Below are 23,350 nucleotides of genomic sequence, written 5' to 3' on the forward strand. Positions count from 1 at the left end.
GGCCCCTCATGTCCAACAGTCAACTGGAAACCGCCATCGAAGCCGCCTGGGAGGCGCGCGACAACATCACCCCAGCCACCACTGGTGAGACGCGTGAGGCGATCGAGGATACGTTGAATGCGCTGGATATGGGTCAGCTGCGCGTCGCGGAAAAGCAGGATGACAACAGCTGGCATGTGAACCAATGGGCCAAGAAGGCCGTTCTGCTGGGCTTCCGCCTGAAGGATATGGAGCGCCAGGAAGGCTCGGCCCAGGGCGGGGCCTGGTGGGACAAGGTCGACAGCAAGTGGAAAGACTGGGGTGACAATGAATGGGCTGCGCGCGGGTTTCGCGCTGTGCCCAACTGTGTGGTGCGCAAATCGGCCTATATCGCGCCGGGCGTGGTGCTGATGCCGTCCTTCGTAAACCTTGGGGCCTATGTGGACGAGGGCACGATGGTTGACACATGGGCCACGGTGGGTAGCTGCGCACAGATCGGCAAGAACGTGCACCTCTCCGGTGGTGTTGGCATTGGTGGTGTGCTGGAACCGATGCAGGCGGGGCCAACCATCATCGAGGACAATTGCTTCATTGGCGCGCGCTCGGAAGTTGTTGAAGGTTGCATTGTGCGTGAAGGTTCAGTGCTGGGCATGGGCGTGTTCATCGGCCAATCCACCAAGATCGTGGATCGCGAAACCGGCGAAGTCATGTATGGCGAAGTGCCGCCCTATTCAGTTGTTGTCGCAGGCTCGATGCCCACCAAGAACAACATCAGCCTCTACTGCGCCGTGATCGTGAAACGCGTTGACGAGCGGACCCGTTCGAAAACGGGGATTAACGAACTGCTGCGCGACTGATCATTGCCTAACCGGAGGAGCATGCTGCAACAGGCAGGAGCCTCCGGCGGGGATATTTGGGGCCAGAAGAAGCCGGGTTGCCATGATAGGCTGTCGGCTGTGCCTACCCTGTCATCGGGACGCAGATTTGGCAGGCAGGCGCGATGTACGTTGGATGATGTGGAGACACAGGCGTGAGTGAGAAAAAGCCCAAGAAACCTTCGCGCCAACAGGTGTATACTCTGCTTGTCGAGGTGGGTCGTAAAGATGGAGATGGCTTGCCAGATGGCGCTACGGGCGCGGCGTTGATGATCTACGCCAGTGGCGTGGACGAAGCCGAAGCGGTGCGTGAAACCGTGGCGATCCTGAAACAGGCCGATATGGCCCCGCTGGATGTCACGGGCTATGGCACGCTGACCGAGCGTGAAGCCGAGGGGCACGAGATTGGCGAGGATGAACGCGCCCTGATGGCCCGTGCGTTAGAGGAAAACGCCGTGATCGTGGCGCAGGTAACCCCGTTTGATGACTAGACTTTCGTGGCGGGCCAGCATGACGCTATAGTCATCGTCATGGGGGATCAGATGGATATCGCAGACAGGCTCAGATCAGAGATTGCGGCGCGTCAAAGCGGTCTGGTGGCGTTGACTCAGGATCTGATCCGCATCCCCACGCTGAACCCGCCGGGGCAGAACTATCGCGAGATTTGTGACTATCTGGACCGGCGCTTGCTGCGCTCGGGCTTTGAAACCCGGTTGATCCGCGCGCAAGGGGCGATTGGCGACAGTGACATCTATCCGCGCTGGAACATAGTGGCGCGTCGCGAGGGCAAACGCGCCGGGCAATGCGTGCATTTCAACAGCCATATCGACGTGGTCGAGGTGGGCCATGGCTGGACCACCGATCCGTTTGGTGGTGAGGTCAGGGAGGGTCGCGTCTATGGGCGCGGCGCTTGCGACATGAAAGGCGGGCTGGCCGCCAGTATCATTGCAGCCGAGGTATTTATCGACCTATGCCCCGATTTCGCCGGGTCTATCGAGATTTCCGGCACCGCAGACGAGGAATCAGGTGGCTTTGGCGGTGTTGCCTATCTGGCCGAGCAGGGGCATTACGCCCATGTCGATCACGTGATCATCCCCGAGCCGCTGAACAAGGATCGCATCTGTCTGGGCCATCGCGGCGTGTGGTGGGCAGAGATTGAAACAAAGGGCGAGATAGCACATGGTTCCATGCCGTTTCTGGGTGATTGTGCGGTCCGTCACATGGGGGCCGTGATGGCCGAAATGGAGGAAAGCCTGTTTCCGGCCCTTGCGCAGAAACGCACCGATATGCCGGTGGTGCCCGACGGGGCCAAGCAATCGACGCTCAATATCAACTCGGTTCATGGCGGTGAGCCGGAACAGGATGCGGATTACACTGGCCTGCCCTCGCCCTGCGTGCCGGACCGCTGCCGCATGGTGGTGGATCGCCGCTTTCTGATTGAAGAAGATATCGATGAGGTTCAGGCCGAAATGCGCGCAGTTCTGGAACGGGTGCGCGCCGGGCGCGAGGGGTTTGAATATGACCTGCGCGAACTGCACCGGGTGCTGCCCACGATGACCCGGCAAGATGCACCGGTGGTGGGGGCCGTCGCGCAGGCGGTGCAAAAGGTCTTTGGGCGCGCGCCTGACTATGTGGTCAGCCCCGGCACCTATGACCAGAAGCATATCGATCGGATTGGCAAGCTGAAGAATTGTATCGCCTATGGTCCGGGGATTCTGGATCTGGCTCACAAGCCGGATGAGTATGTGGGCATCGAGGATATGGTCCAATCGGCACAGGTGATGACGCTGGCGCTGCATGACCTGCTGGGATGAGGCAGAGCGTCTGCTTCGATGGCAGCTTTGTGCAACAGATCACTGCACTCACTCACGCGCGGCTTCAGCATCTCAATCCAGTTTGAATCCGCGTGCTTTCACGTAATCGCCGAAACCCTCACGCTCGGGTTGGCTATATTGCCGGACCTTGTCGTCAGACCACGCATATCTATCGCTTTTGCCAAAGATCTCTGTCGCGCGCTGGTCGGTGTAGGGCTGGGCTTTGGCACGCGCGCGGTCGTAATCGATCACCGCGTTCTGCAGTTTTTCTTCTGTGAACTGGTCAATGTGACAGGTGACGCGCAAAGGCAGGCGTTTTGAAACCACGGGGGCCTGCGCCGGAAATCCAAACGCGAGACCGGCGAAAGGAAAGACATGATCCGGAAGGCCAAGCAGCGCTGAAATGGCGGCGGCCTCGTTTCGCACGGCACTGATCGGGCAACACCCAAGACCAAGCGCCTCGGCCGCTGTGATAAACGCTCCCATGGCGATGGCGGCATCACCCGTCGCATTGAAAAAGGCGTCAAGATGATCATTGGCGAATGGAATGCTATGCCAATCGTGCAAAAGCCTTTGACGGCGGTTGTTTCCGCAAAAGACAGCCATCATCGGCGCATCTGCGATCCAAGCCTGACCTGACACGAGACCGGCGAGGCCCTGTCGGACTTCGGACGACTGGAGGAGCACAATATCGCGTTGTTGCAGGTCACTTTTTGTCGGTGAAGCCAACGCGATCGCACAAAGCATTTCCACCCAGTTAGATGGAACGGGCTGGTCCAGGAATGCCCGGCAAGACCCGCGTGCCGCCATTTTCTGCAGCAAGCCGTTGTTCGGCTCTGTTCCATCCAGCGCAGGCGCGTCGCTATAACGCGCGGCCAATACGTGTTGTAGGTTTGACTCAGGCTGTTTTGTCATGTCTGCCTTTCTATCCCGAGCTTTGTGCAAGCAGTGCTAACAAAAACCGAAAGCTTTATTCGCGTTTATTAGGGGCCGCTATCAGCTATGATGTCTCATATCATTTACGGCATCTGGAAGACATCACCCGTTATGACGGAAGAAACGTTCAAAGTAACGATTGATCGTGGTCGCAACGCGCAGGACTCTCAGACCGTTTTTGATGTGCCTGCCTATGATAATCAGACAGTTCTCGATGTAGTATCCTGGGTGCAGCAAAATGCCGACCCCACGCTCAGCTATCGTTTCGCGTGTCGGGTGGGCATGTGCGGCAGCTGCGCGATGATGGTGAACGGCGTCCCGCGCTGGACCTGCAGGACACATATTTCCAAGGTGCTGGATGGGAACTCGGTCACCATTGGCCCGCTGCGTAATCTGCCTGTCATCAAGGACCTGGCCGTAGATATGGACCCTTTCTTTGACAGATGGGTCGCAGCAGAAGGGGTGCATCACGGCACGCTGACCCGCGATGATCCAATCGCTCCTATCGACGCGACGGCCCCCGCGAGGGTTGAAGCGAATGCAGGGATTGAATGCATCAATTGTTCGGTCTGCTATGCCGCGTGCGACACCGTAGCGGCGAACGAACACTATCTTGGACCGGCCGCATTGCAGCGCGCCTGGACACTTTTGAACGATGCCAAGGATGAAGGGCGTAGCGCCATTCTGGATGCCGTTTCAGATAAGGGCGGTTGTCACAACTGCCATTCGATAGGGTCCTGCACGGCGTACTGCCCCAACGACCTTGATCCGATGTCTGCGATCGCGGGCCTTAAACGCGCCACTGCAAAATCATTCTTCGGAAGGGGGCGCTGATGCTGAACTTGCGCCTTTACATGCTTCAACGGGTGACGGCCTTGCTGATGGCACCATTGGTGCTGGGGCATCTCGCAGTGATTATCTACGCCGTCCAGGGTGGGTTGAGCGCGGCAGAAATCCTCGGGCGTACGCAAGGGTCGGTCTGGTGGTTCCTGTTCTATGGCACTTTCGTTGTGGCCGTTGCGATTCATGGTGCCATCGGCCTGCGTACGATTGCGTTTGAGTGGGGTGGGCTGAAAGGTACGGTACTTGACGCTTTCATGTGGCTTACCGGGCTTGGCCTTTTCGCAATGGGAGCGCGTGCCGTCTGGGCCGTGACATTCGCATGAGGGTGGCACAGGGCATCACATCGCGCGCGCATCCTCTATGGGTGGCCTATGTATTGCACCGGCTGTCAGGGTTGGCCTTGGCCCTGTTTTTGCCCCTGCATTTCTGGGTGTTGGCTTTGGCACTGAAGGATCCTGCGCGGTTGGATGGGGTTTTGCATCTGACCGAAGCAGGCATCATGAAACTGGCTGAATTCGGTTTGGTCTTCCTGCTTGCTGTCCACATGTTCGGTGGTCTGCGGCTGATGGCGATGGAGTGGCTGCCGTGGTCGGCACCACACAAGACTTTGGCGGCAGGGGCCGCGGCCGCATCCTTTTTGATCGCCGCGCTTTTTTTCCTGAAGGCGATTTGAGATGCGCGTATCAGACATCGAAAGACACGATACCGATATCCTGATCCTTGGTACCGGCGGTGCCGGGCTCTTTGCGGCGTTGCATGCGCAGCAGACAGCACCTGAAGGCACCAAGATCACCATCGCCGTCAAAGGATTGATCGGGAAATGCGGCTGCACGCGCATGGTGCAGGGTGGCTATAATGTGGCCCTTGGCGGTGGTGATACGGTCGAGCGGCATTTCATGGACACGATCCATGGCGGCAAATGGCTGCCCAATCAGGATATGGCGTGGCGGCTTTGTGAGCAGGCCGTCGTGCGCATACGCGAGTTGGAAAACGAGGTCGGCTGCTTCTTTGACCGTAACGCCGATGGATCACTGCATCAGAAGGCCTTCGCCGGGCAAACCGCTGACCGCACCGTGCACAAGGGCGATCTGACGGGGATCGAGATCATCAACCGGCTGATGGAAAAGGTGCTCGCCTCCGGTGTCGAGAAGTTGCAGGAACATCGCGCGGTCGGGCTTATCCCGACGAAAGACGGTTCTGCGCTGGCAGGCGTTTTGATGATCGACATGCGTACGGGGAGGTTCCGACTTGTCCGCGCCAAGACCGTCATGATGGGCACGGGTGGCGGGCCTACCATGTACAAGTACCACACGCCATCGGGTGACAAGACGATGGATGGGTTGGCCATGGCGCTTCGGGCCGGTCTGCAACTGCGCGATATGGAGATGGTGCAATTCCACCCCACCGGTCTGCTTGCCGGCGATCACACGCGGATGACCGGCACGGTTTTGGAGGAAGGTTTGCGGGGCGCCGGTGGCCAGCTGATCAACCATGCAGGCCAGCGCTTTATGTTTGACTATGATGGCAAAGGTGAACGTGCGACCCGCGATGTGGTCAGCCGGGGTATCTATGCCGAGATGCGCAAGAACAACAATCCCGACCAGGAGGGCGTATTCATTTCCATGTCGCATCTGGGGCCGGAAAATGTGCGCGAAAAGTTCAAAGGCATGGTCAACCGATGTGCTGACAGTGGTTTTGACCTGGCCGCAGGTAAGGTTGAGGTGGTGCCAACGGCGCATTATTTCATGGGCGGCGTGGTGGTTGATGTCGATACGCGCACCGCGATGGAAGGGCTGTATGTGGCAGGCGAAGATGCGGGTGGCGCGCATGGGTCAAACCGGCTCGGTGGCAACGGCGTGGCCAATTCCACGGTCTATGGCGGGATTGCGGGTGATACCATGGGCGCCGATGTGAGCCGCATGATGCTGCGCGACCCCGATCAAGATGTTCTTGCCGCAGAATTGGAGCGCGCGATTCACCCGCTGACCCGCAAACCCGATCTTGTGCTGCCTTCGCGCAAGCAGCTGCAGGACTGCATGTGGGACAATGTTGGTGTGATGCGCGACAGGGCCGGCATGGAACGAGGCCTGAAAGGGATCAAAGAAGTGTCCGACGCGCTTATAGATGTGGGCGTTGACGGCAGCAACCTGGCCTTCAACCTTACGTGGCACGACTGGCTGAACCTGCGGTCGCTTTGTGATATATCCGAAGTCATCACGAAGGCGGGCATTGCACGCGAGAATTCGCGCGGGGCACATTTTCGCGAGGATTTTCCCGATCCGGGGCCAATGGAAGACAGTGAATTCACCATCGCCCAGCTTCGGGATGGTGCAATCGCAGTCAGACGCGCGCCCGTTCAGTTCACAATCGTCAGACCGGGCGAGACGGTTTTGCCCGAAGACGCACCCGAAACATTGGTGGCAACACAATGATACCGATAAACCTGATCCAACAGACGGCCGAGACCTTGATGGACAAGGCGGCCATCGAAATCCCTCAAGACTATCTTGACGGGCTTCAGGAAGCGGCCAGAACAGAGGATGGGGATCTTTCGTCCTTCGTCCTCAAAGCCATGCTCGACAACTATGAAGCCGCCAAGGAAGACCGCCGTGCGATGTGCGGGGACACGGGCGTGCCGCGGTGGTTTGTAAAGATGGGGAACGAAGCGCAGGTCGAGGGTGGCATGATCGCCCTTGAGGCTGCCTTGCGCCGTGCCACGGCCAATGCCACCAACGGCGTGCCGTTACGTCCCAATCGCGTGCATCCCCTTTGGCGCACCGACCATAACAACAATGTCGGCATCGGCGCGCCCGAGATCGAATATGGCTTTGAACCGGATGGCGCTTGGGTTGATCTGATCACGGTTCATAAGGGTGGTCTTTTTGGCACCGACTACCGGATGCTGTTTCCGTCTGATGGCATTCAAGGGATCAAGCGGTTCTATCTTGATAGCCTGATGGCCTTTGGTAAGCGGGGTTTGGCTTGCCAGCCTGCGATCATAGGAATCGGGCTGGGCGGATCGAAAGACATCTGTATGACGCTTGGCAAGCGCGCCTCCACCTTGCGCGTTGTTGGCTCGCGCAACTCGGACCCGCGCATCGCGGAAATGGAGGACGAGTTCAAAGAGCTTGGCAATTCCATTGGCATGGGGGCCATGGGCTTTGTCGGCAAGAACATGGTTATCGATTGCAACATCGAGGTTGGGTATTGCCACACCGGCGGTATGCCGATGTCGGTACATGCGTTCTGCCTGTCATCCCGTCGCGCGGTGGCGCGTATTCACGCGGATGGCCGCGTTGAACACCGTACAGACCCTGATTGGTTCACGGACTATCAACGCCGGGAAACGATTGATTGGGACCCCGTACAGGAGGCCGCGGAATGAGCCACCAAACCAGCAAAATACGTGAAGTCCGCCTGTCCACGACCCCGACACCCGAAGCCATCGCAGACTTGCGCCTCGGAGATGTCGTTTACCTCGATGGCCTCATGTACACCGCGCGCGAGGGCGTTTACATGCGCGCGCTCGAAGACCAGGCGAACATCCCGATGGAACTGCCATCGCAATCTGCGGCCAATTTCCACTGCTCACCTGCCGCGCGGATCAATGCAGATGGCAGCTTTGACATGGGGGCTGTTACGGCGACAGCCTCGTTCCGTTTTGCCAAGTGGTTACCCGAGTGGATGGCCAGAACCGGGGCCAAGCTGATCGTTGGCAAAGGCGGGATGACGTCGAAAGACTACAAAGAGTATTTCGTGCCAAACGGCGCAGTCTATCTTTCAACAGTGGGCTATGGCACAGGCGCATTACTGGGGCGCGGGGTTGAAAGCGTCGAGGCCGTGCATTGGAACGAAGAACTGGGTCTGGCGCAGGCCATGTGGGTGATCAAGTGTAACAAGATGGGACCGTTTATCGTCGCCTCTGATCTCAATGGCGACTGCCTGTTCGAAAGGGAAAACGCCAAGATCGCCGAGAATGTTGCACGGGTCTATGAGGGAACAAAGCCTGCTGTCCTGAAGCGCTATGGCGAAAGTGACGACCGCACCGATGAAGTGATTTGAGAGCCCGGTGAGGCAATGCTCACATCACTTCACTTACCATGATCCCGATGCCCATCATCAGTGTGAGGATGATGAGCAGACGCCGAAATGTAGTGTCACTCAATCGGCCAAAAACCGTGATCCCGATTTGTGCAGCGATCAGTCCGCAGGGAACGGTGATAAGCAGGGCACTGAGCGTCGTGTGGTCATAGGCGCCTTGGAAGAATAGCAGACAGACTGTTGTACTGAGGATCGTGACGTTGAAGGGTTGGAGAACCGCACGGGTTTCCGACTTGGTCCAGGGCCGTATCGAAAGCCACATTTGTGGGACAGCCCCCGAGACAGCGGCGGCGCCGCCAAGGAATCCACCAGTGAAGCCGATCAAGCTATCAATCCAGGGTGTGTGCCGGGAAAACGATGGCAGGGACGCGCGGAAGCCAAAATAGCAGCCATAGAGGATCAGCAATGCCGCAACTGCGATGCGCAGCGTTCCCGCATCGATCATTTCAAGCAATGCGAGGCCAATCGGTACCCCCAAGAGGCCTGGTAAGACGAACCGCAAAAGCCTTTTTGGCTGAGCCCTGATTTCACTCCGAACAATCCAGAGGCCTTGCAGACCGACCAGGACAGACATGAAGGCCACGATGGCAACGGCTCTGACCGGGTCAAGAACGACAAGATAGAACCCCAGAGCAAAAAGTGCCGTACCAGTCCCCGCCAACCCATTGATGAAGCCGCCTGCCAATGCACCTATCACAAGGTAGAAAGCGAACTCGAAACTCATGTAAGGGTCGCGTCTTTGTCAGGGGCTGCTGCACGAATGACACCTGCGAGTGCCTCGTAAAGCTCGTCGATGGCCTGCATCCTGAGTTGGTTTTCGCGATGCACAAGGCCCAGCGTTCTGTGAGGGGCATCCGGCCCAAGGCTCACGCGCTTCACAGCAACGGCATCCTGTGGTTTGACCGCGAGGTCCGGAACAATCGAGACGCCAAGATTGGCATGGACCATGCTGGCAATGGCTTCGGGGCTGTCCAATTCCATGGTTTCGGTGACCTGAATGCGATGTGACAAGATCCAGTTGTCAATCAATGCCCCCACCACTGCGGTGCGATCAAACCGGATGAAGGGTCGCGTCTTCAGAAGGTTGATCGGGTCGTTTCCAGGTTCCTCCATGGCCGCGATCAGCTGCATCGGTTCATGCGCAAGTTCCCGAAAAACGAGGCCCGCAGGCATCAGATGAGGCTTGGTTGTGATCGCCGCATCAAGGTTGCCGCGCTCGATCTCGGCAAGCAACGTGGCTGTAAGGCCCGGCCGTATATGCAAGCCAATTTCAGGATACTTGGATTTCAAAGCAGCCATCGCCCGTGGCGTCAACCCAGTGAGGGTCGTGCGCAAGACCCCCAGCGTGATCACTCCGTGCAATCCACCATCGTTCAAGACGGAAGGTACCAAATTGTCATAGTCAGAAATCAGCGTACGGGCCTTTGCGACGATTTGGTGGGCGACGGGGGTAAGTTGGGGTGTTCTGGTACGTCGATCAAACAAGGTGATACCCAGATCAGCCTCTAACGACTGCATCTGCTGACTGACGGCAGCATGCGTGATGTGTACGATATCAGCCGCGGCGCTGAACGTTCTTGCTTCGGCGATTGCCACCAAGGTGCGAAGCCTTCGAATGGTCATACTCTCTCCACCACACCTGAAGAAAATCTGTCGATAATGATGATTTTTTCCAGTTTTTATTAAGTTCAGCTTACATCAAAGATAGCGATATTGGCTACTCGGGAAATGTCCAGGATCGCGAAAAGGAGGCAACGAGTTCTTTAGACTGTCCGAGGAAATGATTGGTTGCTGCGCGTTCCAACTCCCGACGAGCGTTATTGCATCCGGAAGTGGAGGCTTTGAACCGAAATCTTCTGACTCAATCTTGAAAAACCGCAGGTTTCATTCCACCGCGATGTTATCGATCAGGCGCACACCGGCCAGCCATGCAGCCGCAAAAAGGCGGGCCGGGCGGTCGGGGGCGTCTAGCATGCTCAGATCATCGGCGGCGCGCAGGTCGAGATATTCGACTTCCGTGAAGCCGGACTTTTCCAGTTGGGTCAGCGCGGCGGTATGAAGATCACCAAAGGGCTGACCGTCGTTGAGACCTTCGGCAATGCGTTCCATTTCCTCGAACAGGGTCGGCGCTTTGGTGCGGGCGCGGCCCGAGAGCAGCAGGTTGCGTGACGACATGGCGAGCCCATCAATCTCGCGGATCGTGGGGCAGCCGTGTACCGTGATGGGGATGTCCAGATCGCGAGCTAGACGCGTGACGACCTGCAACTGCTGGTAATCCTTTTCGCCAAAGAAGGCATCGGTGGCCGAGGTTTGGGTGAACAGCTTGGTCACCACCGTGGCCACCCCGTCAAAATGCCCGGGCCGGTGGACGCCATCCATAACATCGGTCAGCCCGGCGACCGAGACGGTGGTGGCAAAGCCGTCCGGATAAATCTGTGGGCCGTCGGGGCAGTAGATCGCGTCGATATCAAAGCGCTCCAGCTTGCGGGCGTCTTCATTCTCGGTGCGCGGGTAATTCTTAAGGTCTTGTTCCGAGTTGAACTGTTTGGGGTTCACGAAGATCGTCACGATCACCCGGTCGCAATGTTTCTTGGCCTCGGCCACCAGGGACAGGTGTCCGTCATGTAGCGCGCCCATGGTGGGGACCACGCCAATGCGCTGATCCGCCAATTGCCAGGGTTTGGTGATCGCGCGCAGCTCGCTCAGAGTGCGGATAATCGGCGGAATCATTTCGGGGCCTTGTCGGAAAATGTATGTTCGGGCGCCGGAAAGCTGCGGGCGCGGACCTCGTCGGCATAGGATTGGATAGCGGCTTTGCCATCTTCCCCCAGATTGCCAAAACGCTTGACGAACTTCGGTTTGAACTCGGTGAACAGGCCCAGCATGTCGTCGACGACAAGAATCTGGCCGTCGCAATTGGGCGAGGCTCCGATGCCGATGGTTGGGATGGCAATATCATCCGTGATCTGATCGGCTAAAGTGGCGGGCACTTTTTCAAGTACGACGCTGAATGCACCAGCTTCGGTCACGGCATGGGCATCGGCCATCAGCTGATCGCGTTGGTCATCGCGGCCTTGCACCTTGTAGCCGCCCAGCGTGTTGATGGATTGCGGGGTCAGACCGATATGGGCCATCACCGGAACACCACGCGCCACGAGGAACGCGATGGTTTCTGCCATATGGGTGCCGCCTTCCAGTTTCACGGCAGCCGCCGAGGTGTCGCGCATCAGGGCAGCGGCGTTGCGGAATGCCTGTGCCGGGCTTTCCTCGTAGGAGCCAAACGGCATGTCGATCACCAGCATCGAGCGGCTCAGCCCCCGCGCCACGGCGGCCCCATGCAGGGTCATCATCTCCATCGTTACGCCAAGGGTTGAAGGCATGCCGTGCAGTACCATGCCAACGCTGTCACCGACCAAGACGAAGTCACAGACCCCATCCATCATTTGTGCCATAGGCGTGGTATAGGCAGTCAGGCTGACGATCGGTGCACCGCCCTTCATGGCCCGAATATCATCGGGCATAGGGGCGGTTTTGCGGGCGGTGGCACTCATGGGGCCCTCCGGGTCTAATGCTGCATTGCCGCGTCGTTTACCAAGCCCCACGCGGGAAATCCACCGTTGGCATAGCATACGCCCCCTTGATCGCGCTCGAATTTGCGGAAAGAGTAGACGGAGCGCCACCGGCATGGCCCGTCCCAGTCACGAAGGAGAGATGTGATGATACGCTTGGTAGGACCTGTTTTGCTTGGGGTTACTTTTGCGCTGACCGGGATGGCGCAGGCCGAGGGCGAAGTGGTGATCGGTCAGCAGCTGGAGCCGCCGCATCTTGATCCCACAAGTGCTGCCGCCGGCGCGATTGATCAAGTGGTTTACGCCAATATTTTCGAGGGTTTAACCCGGTTTGGTCCGGACGGATCAGTCAATCCCGGCCTGGCGGAAAGCTGGGAGATTTCAGATGACGGACTGTCCTACACCTTCACGCTGCGCTCCGGGGTGACGTTTCACGATGGCACAGTGATGGATGCGGGGGACGTCAAATTCACGCTTGACCGCGCCCGGGACGAGATGAGCCAGAATGCTCAAAAGGCCCTGTTTGAGGGGATTGAGAATGTTGAGGTTGTCGATGACCTGACGGTGACCCTCACGCTGGGGGCGCCCAATGGCAACCTTTTGTTCAACCTTGCCTGGGGCGATGCGGTGATCGTGGCCCCCGAAAGTATTGGCGAGATCAAATCCAAGCCCATTGGGACAGGGGCGTTCCGATTTGACGATTGGGTGCAGGGCGACCGGATCACTTTGGTGCGCAATGATGAGTATTGGGGCACCCCTGCTCAACTGGATCGCGTGACCTTCAAGTTCATTAGTGATCCGACAGCCGCCTTTGCCGCGGTGATGGCCGAGGATGTCGATGCTTTCCCGACCTTCCCGGCCCCGGAAAACCTGCCGCAGTTTGAGGCGGATCCGCGCTTTCAGGTTCTGGTTGGCTCGACCGAGGGCGAAACCATTCTGGCGATGAACAACCAGATGGAGCCGCTCAATAACGTCAAAGTGCGCGAGGCGATTGCCCATGCGATTGATCGACAGGCTGTTATTGATGGCGCGATGTTTGGCCTTGGCACGCCGATTGGCACGCATTTCGCCCCGCATAATCCGGACTACGTGGACCTGACCGGTGTCTCCCAGCATGATCCCGAGTTGGCGCGGGCGTTGTTGGCTCAGGCGGGGTTCCCGGATGGCTTCACCACCACGCTGAAGCTGCCGCCCCCCTCCTATGCACGGCGCGGAGGCGAGATTATCGCAGCCCAGCTGCGCGAAGTGGGGATCGAGACCGAGATCACTAATCTGGAATGGTCGCAATGGCTGGAAGAAGTGTTCAAAGGCAAGGATTTCGGCCTGACCATTGTCAGCCATACCGAACCCTTCGATATCGGGATTTATGCACGGCCTGACTATTACTTCCAATATGACAATCCCGATTTTCAGGCGTTAAACACCGCGCTGACGGAAGAAACCAACCCGGCCATGCGCTCGGATATCCTTGTGAAAATGCAGCGCACTATCGCCGAGGATTACGTGAACGGGTACTTGTTTCAGCTGGCCACCGCCACAGTCGCCAACGCCAAGCTGCGCGGATTGTGGAGCGATCTGCCGACGCAGGCCACCGATCTGACCGGCGTCTATTGGGAACAGTGACATCCCGGCAACCCACCAAGGCTGGACCACCCCAGTACTCGCGCCTAACGTGAGCGCATGGCGCGCTATCTTCTCAACCGGATCGGATCACTGATCGTCAGCCTTTGGGTGGCCAGCCTAGTGATTTTCCTCAGCCTTGAGGTGGTGCCGGGCGATCCGGCGTCCTTCATGTTGGGCCTGAACGCGCAAGAGGATACGCTGGCCGCCCTGCGGGACGAACTGGGTCTGAACAAAGGCATGATCGAGCGTTACGTCAGTTGGGTTAGCGGCATGCTGGTCGGTGATTTCGGTATTTCCTACACCTATCGCACACCTGTGGCAGAGATGATTGGCGAGCGATTGTGGATCAGTCTGCCGCTGGCCCTGTATGCCCTCGCCCTTAGCACGCTGATCGCCTTTCCGGCGGGCATCTGGGCGGCATCCAGACGTGGCAGCTGGGTGGATGTCACCGTCATGGGCACCACGCAACTGGGCGTGGCGATTCCGAATTTCTGGTTTGCCATGCTGATGGTGGTGGTCTTTGCCATTAACCTGCGCTGGTTCAGTGCCGGGGGCTTTGCCGGGTGGGAGGATGGCCTGCTGGTTGGCCTCAAAAGCCTGACCTTGCCCGCCATCGCGCTGGCCTTGCCGCAGGCCAGCATTCTGGCGCGGGTCATGCGCTCGGCCATGCTGGACACGCTGGGCGAGGATTACATCCGCACGGCCCGCGCCAAGGGCTTGAACCGGGGACAGGCGTTGCGTCGCCACGCCCTGCGCAACGCGATGATCCCGGTGCTGACCATCATCGGACTGCAATTCTCGTTCCTGCTGGCCGGCGCGATCATCATTGAAAACGTGTTCTTTCTGCCCGGGCTCGGGCAGTTGGTATTCAAAGCGATTTCCGCCCGCGACCTGATCGTAGTGGAATCGGTTGTGATGCTGCTGGTCTTTGCGGTGATCATGGTGAATTTCGCCGTTGATCTGGCCTATGCCTGGGTTGACCCCCGGCTCAGGGGGCGGCGATGAGAGTTGGTTTGATTATCGGCATCGCCCTGACCGCGCTTTTTGCCGGGGCCGCCCTGATTTCGTTCCTCTGGGTGCCCTATGACATCACGTCCGTGGACATCGCCAACAAGATCAAACCGCCCTCTATCGCGCACCCACTGGGCACGGATCATTTTGGCCGCGATATCCTGAGCATGATCATGGTTGGCGCGCGCACCTCGATCGCCGTTGCGCTGGTGGCGGTGGGGATTGGCATGGGGCTGGGCGTGCCTCTGGGTCTGGCCGCTGCCGCCAATCGCGGCAGTTGGTGGGATGAAGTGATCATGCGTGGCAACGACCTGATCTTTGCCTTTCCCAGCCTACTGATCGCGATCATGATCACTGCCGCCTTTGGAGCCAGTGCCGTGAACGCGATCATCGCAATCGGCATTTTCAACATCCCCGTTTTTGCCCGTCTGGTGCGCGGTGCGGCACTGTCCTTGTGGACCCGTGATTACGTGCTTGCTGCGCAGGTGGCGGGCAAAGGCCCTTTGCGGATTTCGTGGGAGCATATCCTGCCCAACGTCACCAATCTGCTGATCGTGCAGGGCACCATCCAGTTCTCCCTTGGTATTCTGGCCGAGGCGGGGCTGAGTTACGTCGGACTTGGAGCCCAGCCGCCCTTGCCCAGTTGGGGGCGCATGCTGGCCGACAGCCAGACGATGATCTCCTTTGCGCCGCATATGGCGCTGTTCCCGGGGATGGCGATCTTGCTGACTGTGCTGGGGCTGAACCTGCTGGGCGATGGGCTGCGCGATCGATTGGACCCACGGTTGCGGGAACAAACGCCATGAGCCTGTTGCAGATCAAAGAACTGCGCCTGTCGATCGGCGGATTCCCGGTTCTGAAGAACGTGTCGCTGAGCGTCGAGGCGGGTCAGATCACCGGGGTGATCGGCGAAAGCGGATCGGGCAAATCGATGACAGCACTCAGCGCGATGCGCCTGTTGCCCGAGGGGTCTGACATGCAAGGCCAGATCAGTCTGAATGGGCAGGACCTGACATCATTGAGCGAGGCCGAGATGTGCGCCCTGCGCGGGCGTGAGATTGGCATGGTGTTTCAGGAGCCGATGACGGCGCTGAACCCGTTGCACACCATTGGCAAGCAAGTGGCCGAGACCATTCTGATCCATGAGGATGTCAGCAAATCTGAGGCGATGGCGCGCGCCGCCCAGGCGTTGGAGCGGGTCGAGTTGCCGCAAAGCCAGTTCCCGCTAGGACGCTATCCACACGAGCTTTCCGGGGGACAACGACAGCGGGTCGGGATCGCTATGGCCATTGCGCTGCGTCCCAAAATGCTGATCGCCGATGAGCCGACAACGGCCTTGGACGTTACAACGCAGGCCGAGGTTCTGACCTTGCTGAAACGCCTTGTGGCCGAGGACGGTATGGGCCTTATGCTGATCAGTCATGATCTGGGTGTGGTCGCCGATATGGCCGATGAGATCGTGATCATGCGTTACGGCGAGGTGCTGGAAACCGGGCGGTTCGATAGCTTGCAGCATCCCTATGCGCGAACGTTGCTGGAGGCCTCAGACCATGTGCCGCAGCGTGAAGCTCAGGCCGATACGACACCCTTGCTTAGCCTGCGCAACGTGGTGCGTGACTATTCTGTGCCGCGGGCTGGGTGGCTGGGCAAACCTGGGCGATTCCGGGCCGTGGATGGGGTCAGCTTTGATATTCATAAGGGCGAGAATCTTGGCCTTGTCGGTGAATCCGGTTGTGGGAAGTCCACGCTGACCCGCGCCATTCTCGGGCTTGATCCGCTGCAGGGCGGGCAGATCGAGATGATGGGGCAGGTCATTGATGCCGGGGTTGGCCGTGCGGTCAGACGCCACATGCAGGTGGTGTTTCAGGACCCATACGGCAGCTTCAACCCGCGCCACAAAGTGGGCCGGTCGGTGGCCGAGCCGTTCCACCTTCTGGACGACCCCCCGCAGGGGGGCGAGCGTGACAAGGCGGTGGCCGAAGCGCTGGAGAGCGTGGGATTGCAAGCAGGGGACGCAGGTAAATTCATCCATGAGTTCAGCGGCGGTCAGCGTCAGCGTATTGCCATCGCCCGTGCCCTGATCATCCGGCCCGAACTGATCATTCTGGATGAAGCGGTCAGCGCACTGGATGTGCAAGTGCGTGCGCAGATCCTTGATCTGTTGGCGGATCTGAGTGATCGGTTCGGCTTGACGTATCTATTCATCAGCCATGATCTCAGCGTCGTACGTAATGTCACCGACCGGGTGCTGGTGATGCGCGCGGGAAAGATCGTGGAACAAGGCGCGACCGGTGATGTGTTTGCGAATCCCCACCATCCTTACACACAACAACTGATTGATGCGGTGCCTGTTTTGCCCCGGGTGCGGCCATTGTCGGCATAACAAGGTCGTGGTCTACATCCACGCTGCCTTCCCATTCCGGTCAAATACGCTACACCTTAACTGATGATGCACTCTGGATCGGCCGGACGTGTCTCATGCCCGATGAAAGTCTGAAATGCGCCTTTTTGCCTGCCTGACAGCGATGTTTCTTGCCCTGACCCCGGTTGCTTATGCGCAGGAAGTTGCACCCAATCGCGAAGACATCATCCGACTTTTGGCACGGATGGATGAGTTTGTGCCACTGCGCCAAGATTTTATTCGAATGGGGTTTCAGGGGGAGAATCTTGAACTGGCCCTGGATCAGCACGCCCGCGTCTTTGGCGACCGGGATATCGGGGGATTCGTTGCGGATCGCCTGATTGGAGCTTTTTCCGGAAGCCTGCCAGGGGCCGCCGAGACAGGGGGCCTTTTGGGGCCGCTGATTGATCGTGGCATTGGGCATGTGCCCACCCGCGATCTGGTATATTTTTATCGGGTTGAGAACACCGTCTTTCGAGCGCTGCCCTATCGTGAATGCGGGTTGGCCGTTAAGCAACGCCTGTCTGATCGTCGGCTGGCGGATGCGACAGCACGGGCCGCGGCACGGCTGAATACGCCCGCGTTGAGAGAGTACTACCGCATTCAATACAACGCTGCCCGTTTGGGGCTGACCCGAGAGGCCGTGCGGCTGAGCCCGGACAGGACAGCGCAGATTGAAGCCAGGATTGGCGAAGAGCTTTTCAAGCGAACCGGCGATGGCGAGGCGCGCAATCTGATCCGGATGTTCGAAAATCCGAGAGGCGTGACCAATCGTCAGGCCTGCGAGGCCGGGCGGACGATTATGCAGACGGTGATGACGCTGGAAGGCCGCGAGCTGCGCGATGCGCTGATCTATTTCAGCTCCCCCTGACCCTTGGCGCGGCTCAGCATCACCAATCGCGACGCGCGCCGTCTGTGGCTGTCGAGTACCGGTCTCTCGCCGACCCCGGTGGGCCGTCTCGATGTGATGGCCCTGATCCGTCAGATTGGATTTCTGCAGATCGATACCATCCGCAATGTCACACGTGCGCATAACCACATCCTGTGGACCCGTAATCAGAACTATCGCGAAGGCATGGTTTGGGAGTTGTTGCGCAAGCGAGAATTGTTTGAACACTTCACTCATGATGCGTCTCTGATCCCGTCCGAAGTGCTGCCCAATTGGCAACGACAGTTCCGCCGTCTGGGGGATAAGGTGGCGGCAGCAGACTGGTATCGGTCTGGTCTGGGTCAGGAAGAGATTCAAAACATACGGAAGCGTATTGAAAGTGAAGGTGCGCTGTCGACACATGCGTTCGAGACAAAAATCGAAGGCCCACGCGAGATGTGGGCCCGCCCACCGCATAAGAAAGCCCTGGACCAGATGTGGTATGCAGGCGAGTTGGCGACCTGCCATCGTGAGAATTTTGTGAAGTTCTATGATCTGGGCGAGCGGGTGTTCTCTTATGATCCACGTGATGTGCCAAGCGCGGAGGATCAGGCAAATACTCTTTGTAATCAAGCGCTTGATCTGATTGGTGTCGGGACATGCAGCGAGGTTCAGAAGTTCTGGGACGCCATGAATGCTAAAGAAGCGCGCAGTTGGCTGGACCGACGCAAGCTGGTGCCGGTTGAGGTGCAATCCGCCGACAGAACATGGCGCGAGGCTTGGGCCGTCCCCGATATTGAACAGCGTTTGTCGCAAGCGCAGGCCCCAACCATACGCTTGCGTATTTTAAATCCGTTTGATCCTGCCATACGGGACCGTATGCGATTGCAGCGTCTGTTTGGCTTTGACTATCGAAACGAGATGTTCGTGCCCAAGGACAAGCGCATTTGGGGTTACTACGTCTATCCGTTGCTTGAAGGGGATCGCTTTGTCGGACGATGCGAACTTAAGGCCGATCGCAAGTCAGGTGAGTTGACCGTGACCGGCTTCTGGCCCGAACCGCATGTGAAATGGAGTGCAAACCGGCTGGAGAAATTCGAGGCTGAACTAATCCGCTTTGCCCGCATGGTGGGTATTGACCAGATTACGTGGGATGCCCCGCGCCAGGCCTGAAGGCCAAGGGGTTTCTCACGAAAAATCTTGCACCTGGCCCAACGCTGCCCGAGCATGACAGGGCGTAGAGGAGAGTGTTCATGCGACTGCAGGGAAAAACAGCGATTGTAACGGGCGGTGCCAGCGGGTTTGGCGCAGGCATCGTGCGCAAATTCATCTCAGAAGGTGCTCGGGTGATGATTGCAGATCTGAACGGTGACGGCGCTGCCCAACTGGCCGAGGAACTTGGTGCCGTGGCCTGCACTGTCGATGTCTCGAACGGAGATAGCGTGCAGGCGATGGCCGGGGCCGCGGAAGTGGCGTTTGGTCTGCCCGATATTCTGGTGAACAACGCGGGTATCACCCACCTGCCGCAGATGCTGGACTATGTCACCGAGGAGGATTTCGATCGCGTCTTTGCCGTGAATTGCAAATCGGTCTACCTGACCGCCCGCACCTTTGTGCCGGGAATGAAGGCTCGGGGCAGCGGCGTGATCCTGAACGTGGCCTCCACCGCGGGAGTTAGCCCACGACCAAAGCTGAATTGGTATAACGCCAGCAAGGGTTGGATGATCACCGCAACCAAAGCGATGGCGGTGGAACTGGCCCCTGAGGGTATAAGAGTAAACGCACTCAACCCTGTAGCAGGCGAAACGCCGCTTTTGGCCAGCTTCATGGGCGAAGATACGCCCGAGATGCGCGAGAAGTTCCTGTCGACCATCCCACTCGGGCGGTTTTCAACGCCTGAGGATATGGGCAATGCGGCTGCGTATCTGTGCAGCGACGAGGCTAGTATGATCACCGGCGTCTGTATGGAAGTGGATGGCGGGCGGTGTATTTGAGGGCCTGTTCAACGTTGCGGCAATCCGGTATCTGAGGGCGCAAAGCAGTATGAGGGTACGGCATTGAAAAAAGCACTGATCACTGGGGTGACTGGACAGGATGGAGCCTACCTGTCGGAATTCCTGTTGGACAAGGGGTATGAGGTGCATGGCATCAAGCGGCGCACGTCCTTGTTCAACACCGCGCGCATTGATCATCTGTTTGAAGGAGAGCCGGGCACGACCGGTCAGTTTCAGCTGCATCATGGTGATATGACCGACAGTTCGTCGCTGACTAACGTCTTACAAAAGGTGCGACCTGACGAGGTCTACAACCTTGCTGCACAAAGTCATGTGGCGGTAAGTTTTGAAGAGCCGGAATACACGGCCAATTCGGATGCCATGGGTGCCCTGCGCCTGCTCGAGGCGATCCGGTTTCTGGGGTTGGGCGACAAGACCCGGTTCTATCAGGCCTCGACCTCTGAACTTTACGGGTTGGTGCAGGAAACCCCGCAGCGCGAGGCGACGCCGTTTTACCCACGCAGCCCTTATGCAGTCGCTAAGCTCTATGCTTACTGGATCACGGTGAACTACCGCGAGGCCTACGATATGTATGCCTGCAATGGCATTCTCTTTAATCACGAAAGCCCCATTCGCGGGGAAACCTTTGTGACCCGTAAAATTACGCGTGCTCTTGCGCGGATCAAGCTGAGTATGCAGGACGAACTGCTCTTGGGTAACATGGACGCCAAACGTGATTGGGGTCACGCGCGGGATTATGTGCAGATGATGTGGCTGATGCTGCAACAGGATCGCCCTGAGGATTACGTGATCGCCACCGGTCAGCAGTATTCGGTGCGTGAATTCGTGGCGCGCGCCGCCGAGAAGTTGGGTATGAACCTGAGTTTCGAGGGCGAGGGTGTTGATGAGATCGCTAAAGACGCCGACGGCCGCGTGGTTGTGCGCGTCGATCCGCAGTATTTCCGCCCAGCCGAGGTTGAGACATTGTTGGGCGATGCCAGCAAAGCGCGCCAGCAATTGAGTTGGGAGCCTGAGACAAGTTTCGAACAACTGGTCGATGAGATGGTTGCCTCGGACCTAGCCGAGGCCGAAGCGCAGAAACGCGCGCAAGAACATTCATGAAGGTTTTGCTGACCGGAGGGCGCGGCATGGTGGGCCGTGCCATTCAGGATCATACCAGTGCCGCAAGGCATGAGATTGCAGCGCCGACATCGGATGATCTGGACCTGCTGGACCGTGCCGCTGTAGTGGCATTCGTGGCAGAAGAGCAACCCGATCTGGTGATCCATGCTGCTGGGCGCGTCGGCGGAATTCAGGCCAACATGGCACATAAAGCCGGGTTTCTGACCGACAATCTGGATATGGGCGTGAATACTGTGAAGGCGGCGCAGGCGGCCGGGGTACCGAGGCTGATCAATCTGGGGTCAAGCTGTATGTACCCCCATGATGCGCCCAACCCATTGCAGGAAGAAAGCCTTGGCAAGGGTCAGTTGGAGCCGACCAACGAGGGGTATGGGCTGGCCAAGCTTAGTGTTGCGCGTCTCTGTGCTTTTGTAAGCGAGGAAAATCCTGCGCTGGCGTACAAAACCCTGATGCCCTGCAATCTTTACGGTCTGCATGACAAGTTCGACCCAAACGTGTCCCATCTGGTGCCCGCGATTATCCGTAAGGTGCATGAGGCGAAGGAAAGCAGTGCCGAGACGGTTGAGATCTGGGGCGATGGCACCGCACGGCGCGAGTTCATGTTTTCCGGTGATCTGGCAGACGGCATCTGGAGCGCGGCTGAGCGGTTCGAAGACCTGCCCGACTTCATGAATATCGGGCTGGGGCATGATCATTCGGTGAATGACTATTACGTCGAGGCTGCGCGCGTGATCGGCTGGGAAGGTGACTTTACCCATGACCTGACCAAACCCACCGGCATGAGACAAAAGCTGGTGTCGGTGGCGCGGCAAGAGGCGTTTGGATGGTCGCCCAAGACGAGCCTGTCAGAAGGAATTTCCCTGACCTACGCCCATTTCAAGGAGCATCACGCATGAGCGAGATCCAATTCCCGCTGGCAACCACCAGCTGGGACGAGAAGGAATATGCCGCCATCGACCGGGTAGTGAAGTCGGGCATGTTCTCGATGGGCGTCGAAGTGCGCAAGTTCGAGGATCAATTTGCAGCGGCGATGGGATCGGCCCACGCGGTGATGGTCAATTCCGGGTCCTCCGCGAACCTGCTGATGGTGGCAGCGCTGCGGTATCACTCGAAATACAATTTGTCCGAGGGCGCCGAGGTGATCGTGCCAGCAGTCAGCTGGTCGACCACTTACTACCCGCTGCATCAATATGGATTGATCCAGAAATTCGTCGATATCGATGTCGAGACGCTAAACTATGATCTTGATGCGCTGGAATCGGCCATCGGGCCAGAAACGCGGGCCATCATGGTGGTGAACCTGTTGGGCAATCCGAATGACTTCGCGCGGATCAATGCCATTATCGGGGATCGCGATATCGTGGTGATCGAGGATAACTGTGAATCGCTTGGCGCGACCTTTGATGGCCGCCAGGCGGGTACATTCGGGATCGTGGGCAGCTATTCTTCGTTCTTCTCGCACCATATCGCCACCATGGAAGGCGGCCTTGTGGTGACCGATGATGAAGAACTTTACCATATCATGCTCTCGGTTCGCTCTCACGGTTGGACGCGCCACCTGCCGAAAGAAAATCATGTAACGGGCACCAAAAGCGACGATCCATTTGAGGAGAGTTTCAAGTTTGTGCTGCCAGGCTACAACCTGCGCCCGTTGGAAATGAGCGGGGCGATCGGTCAGGAACAGATCGCCAAGCTGCCGATGATCGTACGCGAACGCCGCGCCAATGCCGAAGGTTTCCGCGCGCTGATGCAGGGCTATCCGCAGATTCGCATCCAGCGTGAGATTGGGGAAAGCAGCTGGTTCGGCTTTGCCATGGTGGTGCAACCCGATGCCGGATTTGACCGTGCAGGGCTGATTGCGGCCTTGGGCAAACATGGAGTGGAATGCCGTCCTATCGTGGCGGGAAACTTTACGAAAAACGAGGTGGTCACCAAACACATGCCACACTGTATTCACAGTGAGTTGCGACATGCGGACGATATCGACCGCAATGGACTGTTTATTGGCAACCACCATTATCCGCTGGATCGCCAGTGGGATGCCCTGCGCGCGGCGCTTGATGAGGTGTGTGGTTCCTAAAGGAGCGTGCCTGCGGCCCGCGCATATTTGTCTCGTTGTCGGCTGCGCCTCCGCCTCGGGATGCCTCCGGCGGGGATATTTATGGCCAGAAGAAACCGTAACGTGGCGTCCGG

Annotated in this window: 24 protein-coding genes; 19 read left to right on the forward strand and 5 right to left on the reverse strand. The window is 58.3% G+C overall.

Translation table 11 applies throughout. The features are described 5' to 3' along the window. Window positions 1-8 precede the first annotated feature (8 nt). From dapD to V6N02_RS19460, 3 genes are all read left to right on the forward strand, one after another. A complete protein-coding gene (gene dapD / locus V6N02_RS19450) occupies window positions 9-836 on the forward strand; it encodes a 2,3,4,5-tetrahydropyridine-2,6-dicarboxylate N-succinyltransferase (protein WP_371228409.1) in 828 nt (275 codons plus the stop codon). Window positions 837-1,009: 173 nt separating this feature from the next. Beyond that, window positions 1,010-1,345 (forward strand): hypothetical protein, encoded by a 336-nt coding sequence (locus V6N02_RS19455; RefSeq protein ID WP_371228411.1) that lies wholly within the window; start codon window positions 1,010-1,012, stop codon window positions 1,343-1,345. A gap of 51 nt (window positions 1,346-1,396) precedes the next feature. Further along, window positions 1,397-2,668 (forward strand): acetylornithine deacetylase/succinyl-diaminopimelate desuccinylase family protein, encoded by a 1,272-nt coding sequence (locus V6N02_RS19460; protein ID WP_371228526.1) that lies wholly within the window; start codon window positions 1,397-1,399, stop codon window positions 2,666-2,668. Window positions 2,669-2,740: 72 nt separating this feature from the next. Here V6N02_RS19460 and V6N02_RS19465 read toward each other — a convergent pair whose 3' ends face one another. Further along, window positions 2,741-3,583: a nitroreductase family protein gene (locus tag V6N02_RS19465; RefSeq protein ID WP_371228414.1), complete on the reverse strand. Its 843-nt coding sequence runs from the start codon at window positions 3,581-3,583 to the stop codon at window positions 2,741-2,743. A 132-nt stretch (window positions 3,584-3,715) separates the two neighbouring features. Here V6N02_RS19465 and V6N02_RS19470 point away from each other — a divergent pair, with 132 nt between their 5' ends. The 6 genes from V6N02_RS19470 to V6N02_RS19495 are packed head-to-tail and all read left to right on the forward strand — an operon-like array spanning window position 3,716 to window position 8,509. Then, entirely contained in the window at window positions 3,716-4,438 is a 723-nt protein-coding gene (locus tag V6N02_RS19470; protein ID WP_371228416.1) for a succinate dehydrogenase/fumarate reductase iron-sulfur subunit, read from the forward strand. Then, on the forward strand, window positions 4,438-4,770 hold the full coding sequence (locus V6N02_RS19475; RefSeq protein WP_371228419.1) for a succinate dehydrogenase/fumarate reductase transmembrane subunit: 333 nt from the start codon (window positions 4,438-4,440) through the stop codon (window positions 4,768-4,770). The genes V6N02_RS19470 and V6N02_RS19475 overlap by 1 nt, the downstream gene beginning before the upstream one ends. Next, entirely contained in the window at window positions 4,767-5,120 is a 354-nt protein-coding gene (locus V6N02_RS19480; RefSeq protein ID WP_371228422.1) for a succinate dehydrogenase/fumarate reductase transmembrane subunit, read from the forward strand. The genes V6N02_RS19475 and V6N02_RS19480 overlap by 4 nt, the downstream gene beginning before the upstream one ends. Before the next feature lies 1 nt (window position 5,121). Further along, window positions 5,122-6,879 carry an L-aspartate oxidase gene (locus V6N02_RS19485; RefSeq protein ID WP_371228424.1) on the forward strand — a complete coding sequence of 586 codons (1,758 nt, stop codon included), beginning with the start codon at window positions 5,122-5,124 and terminating at the stop codon, window positions 6,877-6,879. Beyond that, on the forward strand, window positions 6,876-7,832 hold the full coding sequence (locus V6N02_RS19490; protein WP_371228427.1) for a fumarate hydratase: 957 nt from the start codon (window positions 6,876-6,878) through the stop codon (window positions 7,830-7,832). The genes V6N02_RS19485 and V6N02_RS19490 overlap by 4 nt, the downstream gene beginning before the upstream one ends. Further along, the gene (locus tag V6N02_RS19495; RefSeq protein ID WP_371228430.1) at window positions 7,829-8,509 is read left to right on the forward strand and encodes a fumarate hydratase C-terminal domain-containing protein; all 681 of its coding nucleotides are present in this window, start codon (window positions 7,829-7,831) and stop codon (window positions 8,507-8,509) included. The genes V6N02_RS19490 and V6N02_RS19495 overlap by 4 nt, the downstream gene beginning before the upstream one ends. A gap of 19 nt (window positions 8,510-8,528) precedes the next feature. Here the strand turns inward: V6N02_RS19495 and V6N02_RS19500 are convergent, their stop codons facing one another. From V6N02_RS19500 to panB, 4 genes are all read right to left on the reverse strand, one after another. Beyond that, window positions 8,529-9,272 carry a sulfite exporter TauE/SafE family protein gene (locus V6N02_RS19500; protein ID WP_371228433.1) on the reverse strand — a complete coding sequence of 248 codons (744 nt, stop codon included), beginning with the start codon at window positions 9,270-9,272 and terminating at the stop codon, window positions 8,529-8,531. After that, a complete protein-coding gene (locus V6N02_RS19505) occupies window positions 9,269-10,171 on the reverse strand; it encodes a LysR family transcriptional regulator (protein ID WP_371228436.1) in 903 nt (300 codons plus the stop codon). The genes V6N02_RS19500 and V6N02_RS19505 overlap by 4 nt, the downstream gene beginning before the upstream one ends. 261 nt (window positions 10,172-10,432) lie before the next feature. Further along, the gene (panC, locus tag V6N02_RS19510) at window positions 10,433-11,278 is read right to left on the reverse strand and encodes a pantoate--beta-alanine ligase (RefSeq protein WP_371228438.1); all 846 of its coding nucleotides are present in this window, start codon (window positions 11,276-11,278) and stop codon (window positions 10,433-10,435) included. Beyond that, on the reverse strand, window positions 11,275-12,099 hold the full coding sequence (gene panB, locus V6N02_RS19515; protein ID WP_371228441.1) for a 3-methyl-2-oxobutanoate hydroxymethyltransferase: 825 nt from the start codon (window positions 12,097-12,099) through the stop codon (window positions 11,275-11,277). Before panB ends, panC begins: the two co-directional genes overlap by 4 nt. 165 nt (window positions 12,100-12,264) lie before the next feature. Here panB and V6N02_RS19520 point away from each other — a divergent pair, with 165 nt between their 5' ends. From V6N02_RS19520 to V6N02_RS19565, 10 genes are all read left to right on the forward strand, one after another. Continuing rightward, complete coding sequence (locus V6N02_RS19520; protein ID WP_371228444.1) at window positions 12,265-13,740, forward strand: ABC transporter substrate-binding protein; 1,476 nt, start codon at window positions 12,265-12,267, stop codon at window positions 13,738-13,740. Window positions 13,741-13,797: 57 nt separating this feature from the next. Continuing rightward, window positions 13,798-14,745 carry an ABC transporter permease gene (locus V6N02_RS19525; RefSeq protein ID WP_371228447.1) on the forward strand — a complete coding sequence of 316 codons (948 nt, stop codon included), beginning with the start codon at window positions 13,798-13,800 and terminating at the stop codon, window positions 14,743-14,745. Next, window positions 14,742-15,557 carry an ABC transporter permease gene (locus tag V6N02_RS19530; RefSeq protein WP_371228450.1) on the forward strand — a complete coding sequence of 272 codons (816 nt, stop codon included), beginning with the start codon at window positions 14,742-14,744 and terminating at the stop codon, window positions 15,555-15,557. Before V6N02_RS19525 ends, V6N02_RS19530 begins: the two co-directional genes overlap by 4 nt. Beyond that, entirely contained in the window at window positions 15,554-17,134 is a 1,581-nt protein-coding gene (locus V6N02_RS19535) for an ABC transporter ATP-binding protein (protein ID WP_371228453.1), read from the forward strand. Before V6N02_RS19530 ends, V6N02_RS19535 begins: the two co-directional genes overlap by 4 nt. A 115-nt stretch (window positions 17,135-17,249) precedes the next feature. Next, window positions 17,250-18,023 (forward strand): hypothetical protein, encoded by a 774-nt coding sequence (locus V6N02_RS19540; RefSeq protein ID WP_371228456.1) that lies wholly within the window; start codon window positions 17,250-17,252, stop codon window positions 18,021-18,023. A gap of 3 nt (window positions 18,024-18,026) precedes the next feature. Further along, window positions 18,027-19,193 (forward strand): winged helix-turn-helix domain-containing protein, encoded by a 1,167-nt coding sequence (locus tag V6N02_RS19545; RefSeq protein ID WP_371228458.1) that lies wholly within the window; start codon window positions 18,027-18,029, stop codon window positions 19,191-19,193. Between the two features lie 80 nt (window positions 19,194-19,273). Then, the gene (locus V6N02_RS19550; protein ID WP_371228461.1) at window positions 19,274-20,014 is read left to right on the forward strand and encodes an SDR family oxidoreductase; all 741 of its coding nucleotides are present in this window, start codon (window positions 19,274-19,276) and stop codon (window positions 20,012-20,014) included. 63 nt (window positions 20,015-20,077) lie between these two features. After that, on the forward strand, window positions 20,078-21,136 hold the full coding sequence (gmd, locus tag V6N02_RS19555) for a GDP-mannose 4,6-dehydratase (RefSeq protein ID WP_371228464.1): 1,059 nt from the start codon (window positions 20,078-20,080) through the stop codon (window positions 21,134-21,136). Next, entirely contained in the window at window positions 21,133-22,053 is a 921-nt protein-coding gene (locus V6N02_RS19560; RefSeq protein WP_371228467.1) for a GDP-L-fucose synthase family protein, read from the forward strand. Before gmd ends, V6N02_RS19560 begins: the two co-directional genes overlap by 4 nt. Beyond that, complete coding sequence (locus tag V6N02_RS19565) at window positions 22,050-23,237, forward strand: DegT/DnrJ/EryC1/StrS family aminotransferase (protein ID WP_371228469.1); 1,188 nt, start codon at window positions 22,050-22,052, stop codon at window positions 23,235-23,237. Before V6N02_RS19560 ends, V6N02_RS19565 begins: the two co-directional genes overlap by 4 nt. Window positions 23,238-23,350: the final 113 nt, after the last annotated feature.

Origin of the sequence: Roseovarius conchicola (genome assembly GCF_041403425.1) — a bacterium.
Lineage (GTDB): Bacteria > Pseudomonadota > Alphaproteobacteria > Rhodobacterales > Rhodobacteraceae > Roseovarius > Roseovarius conchicola.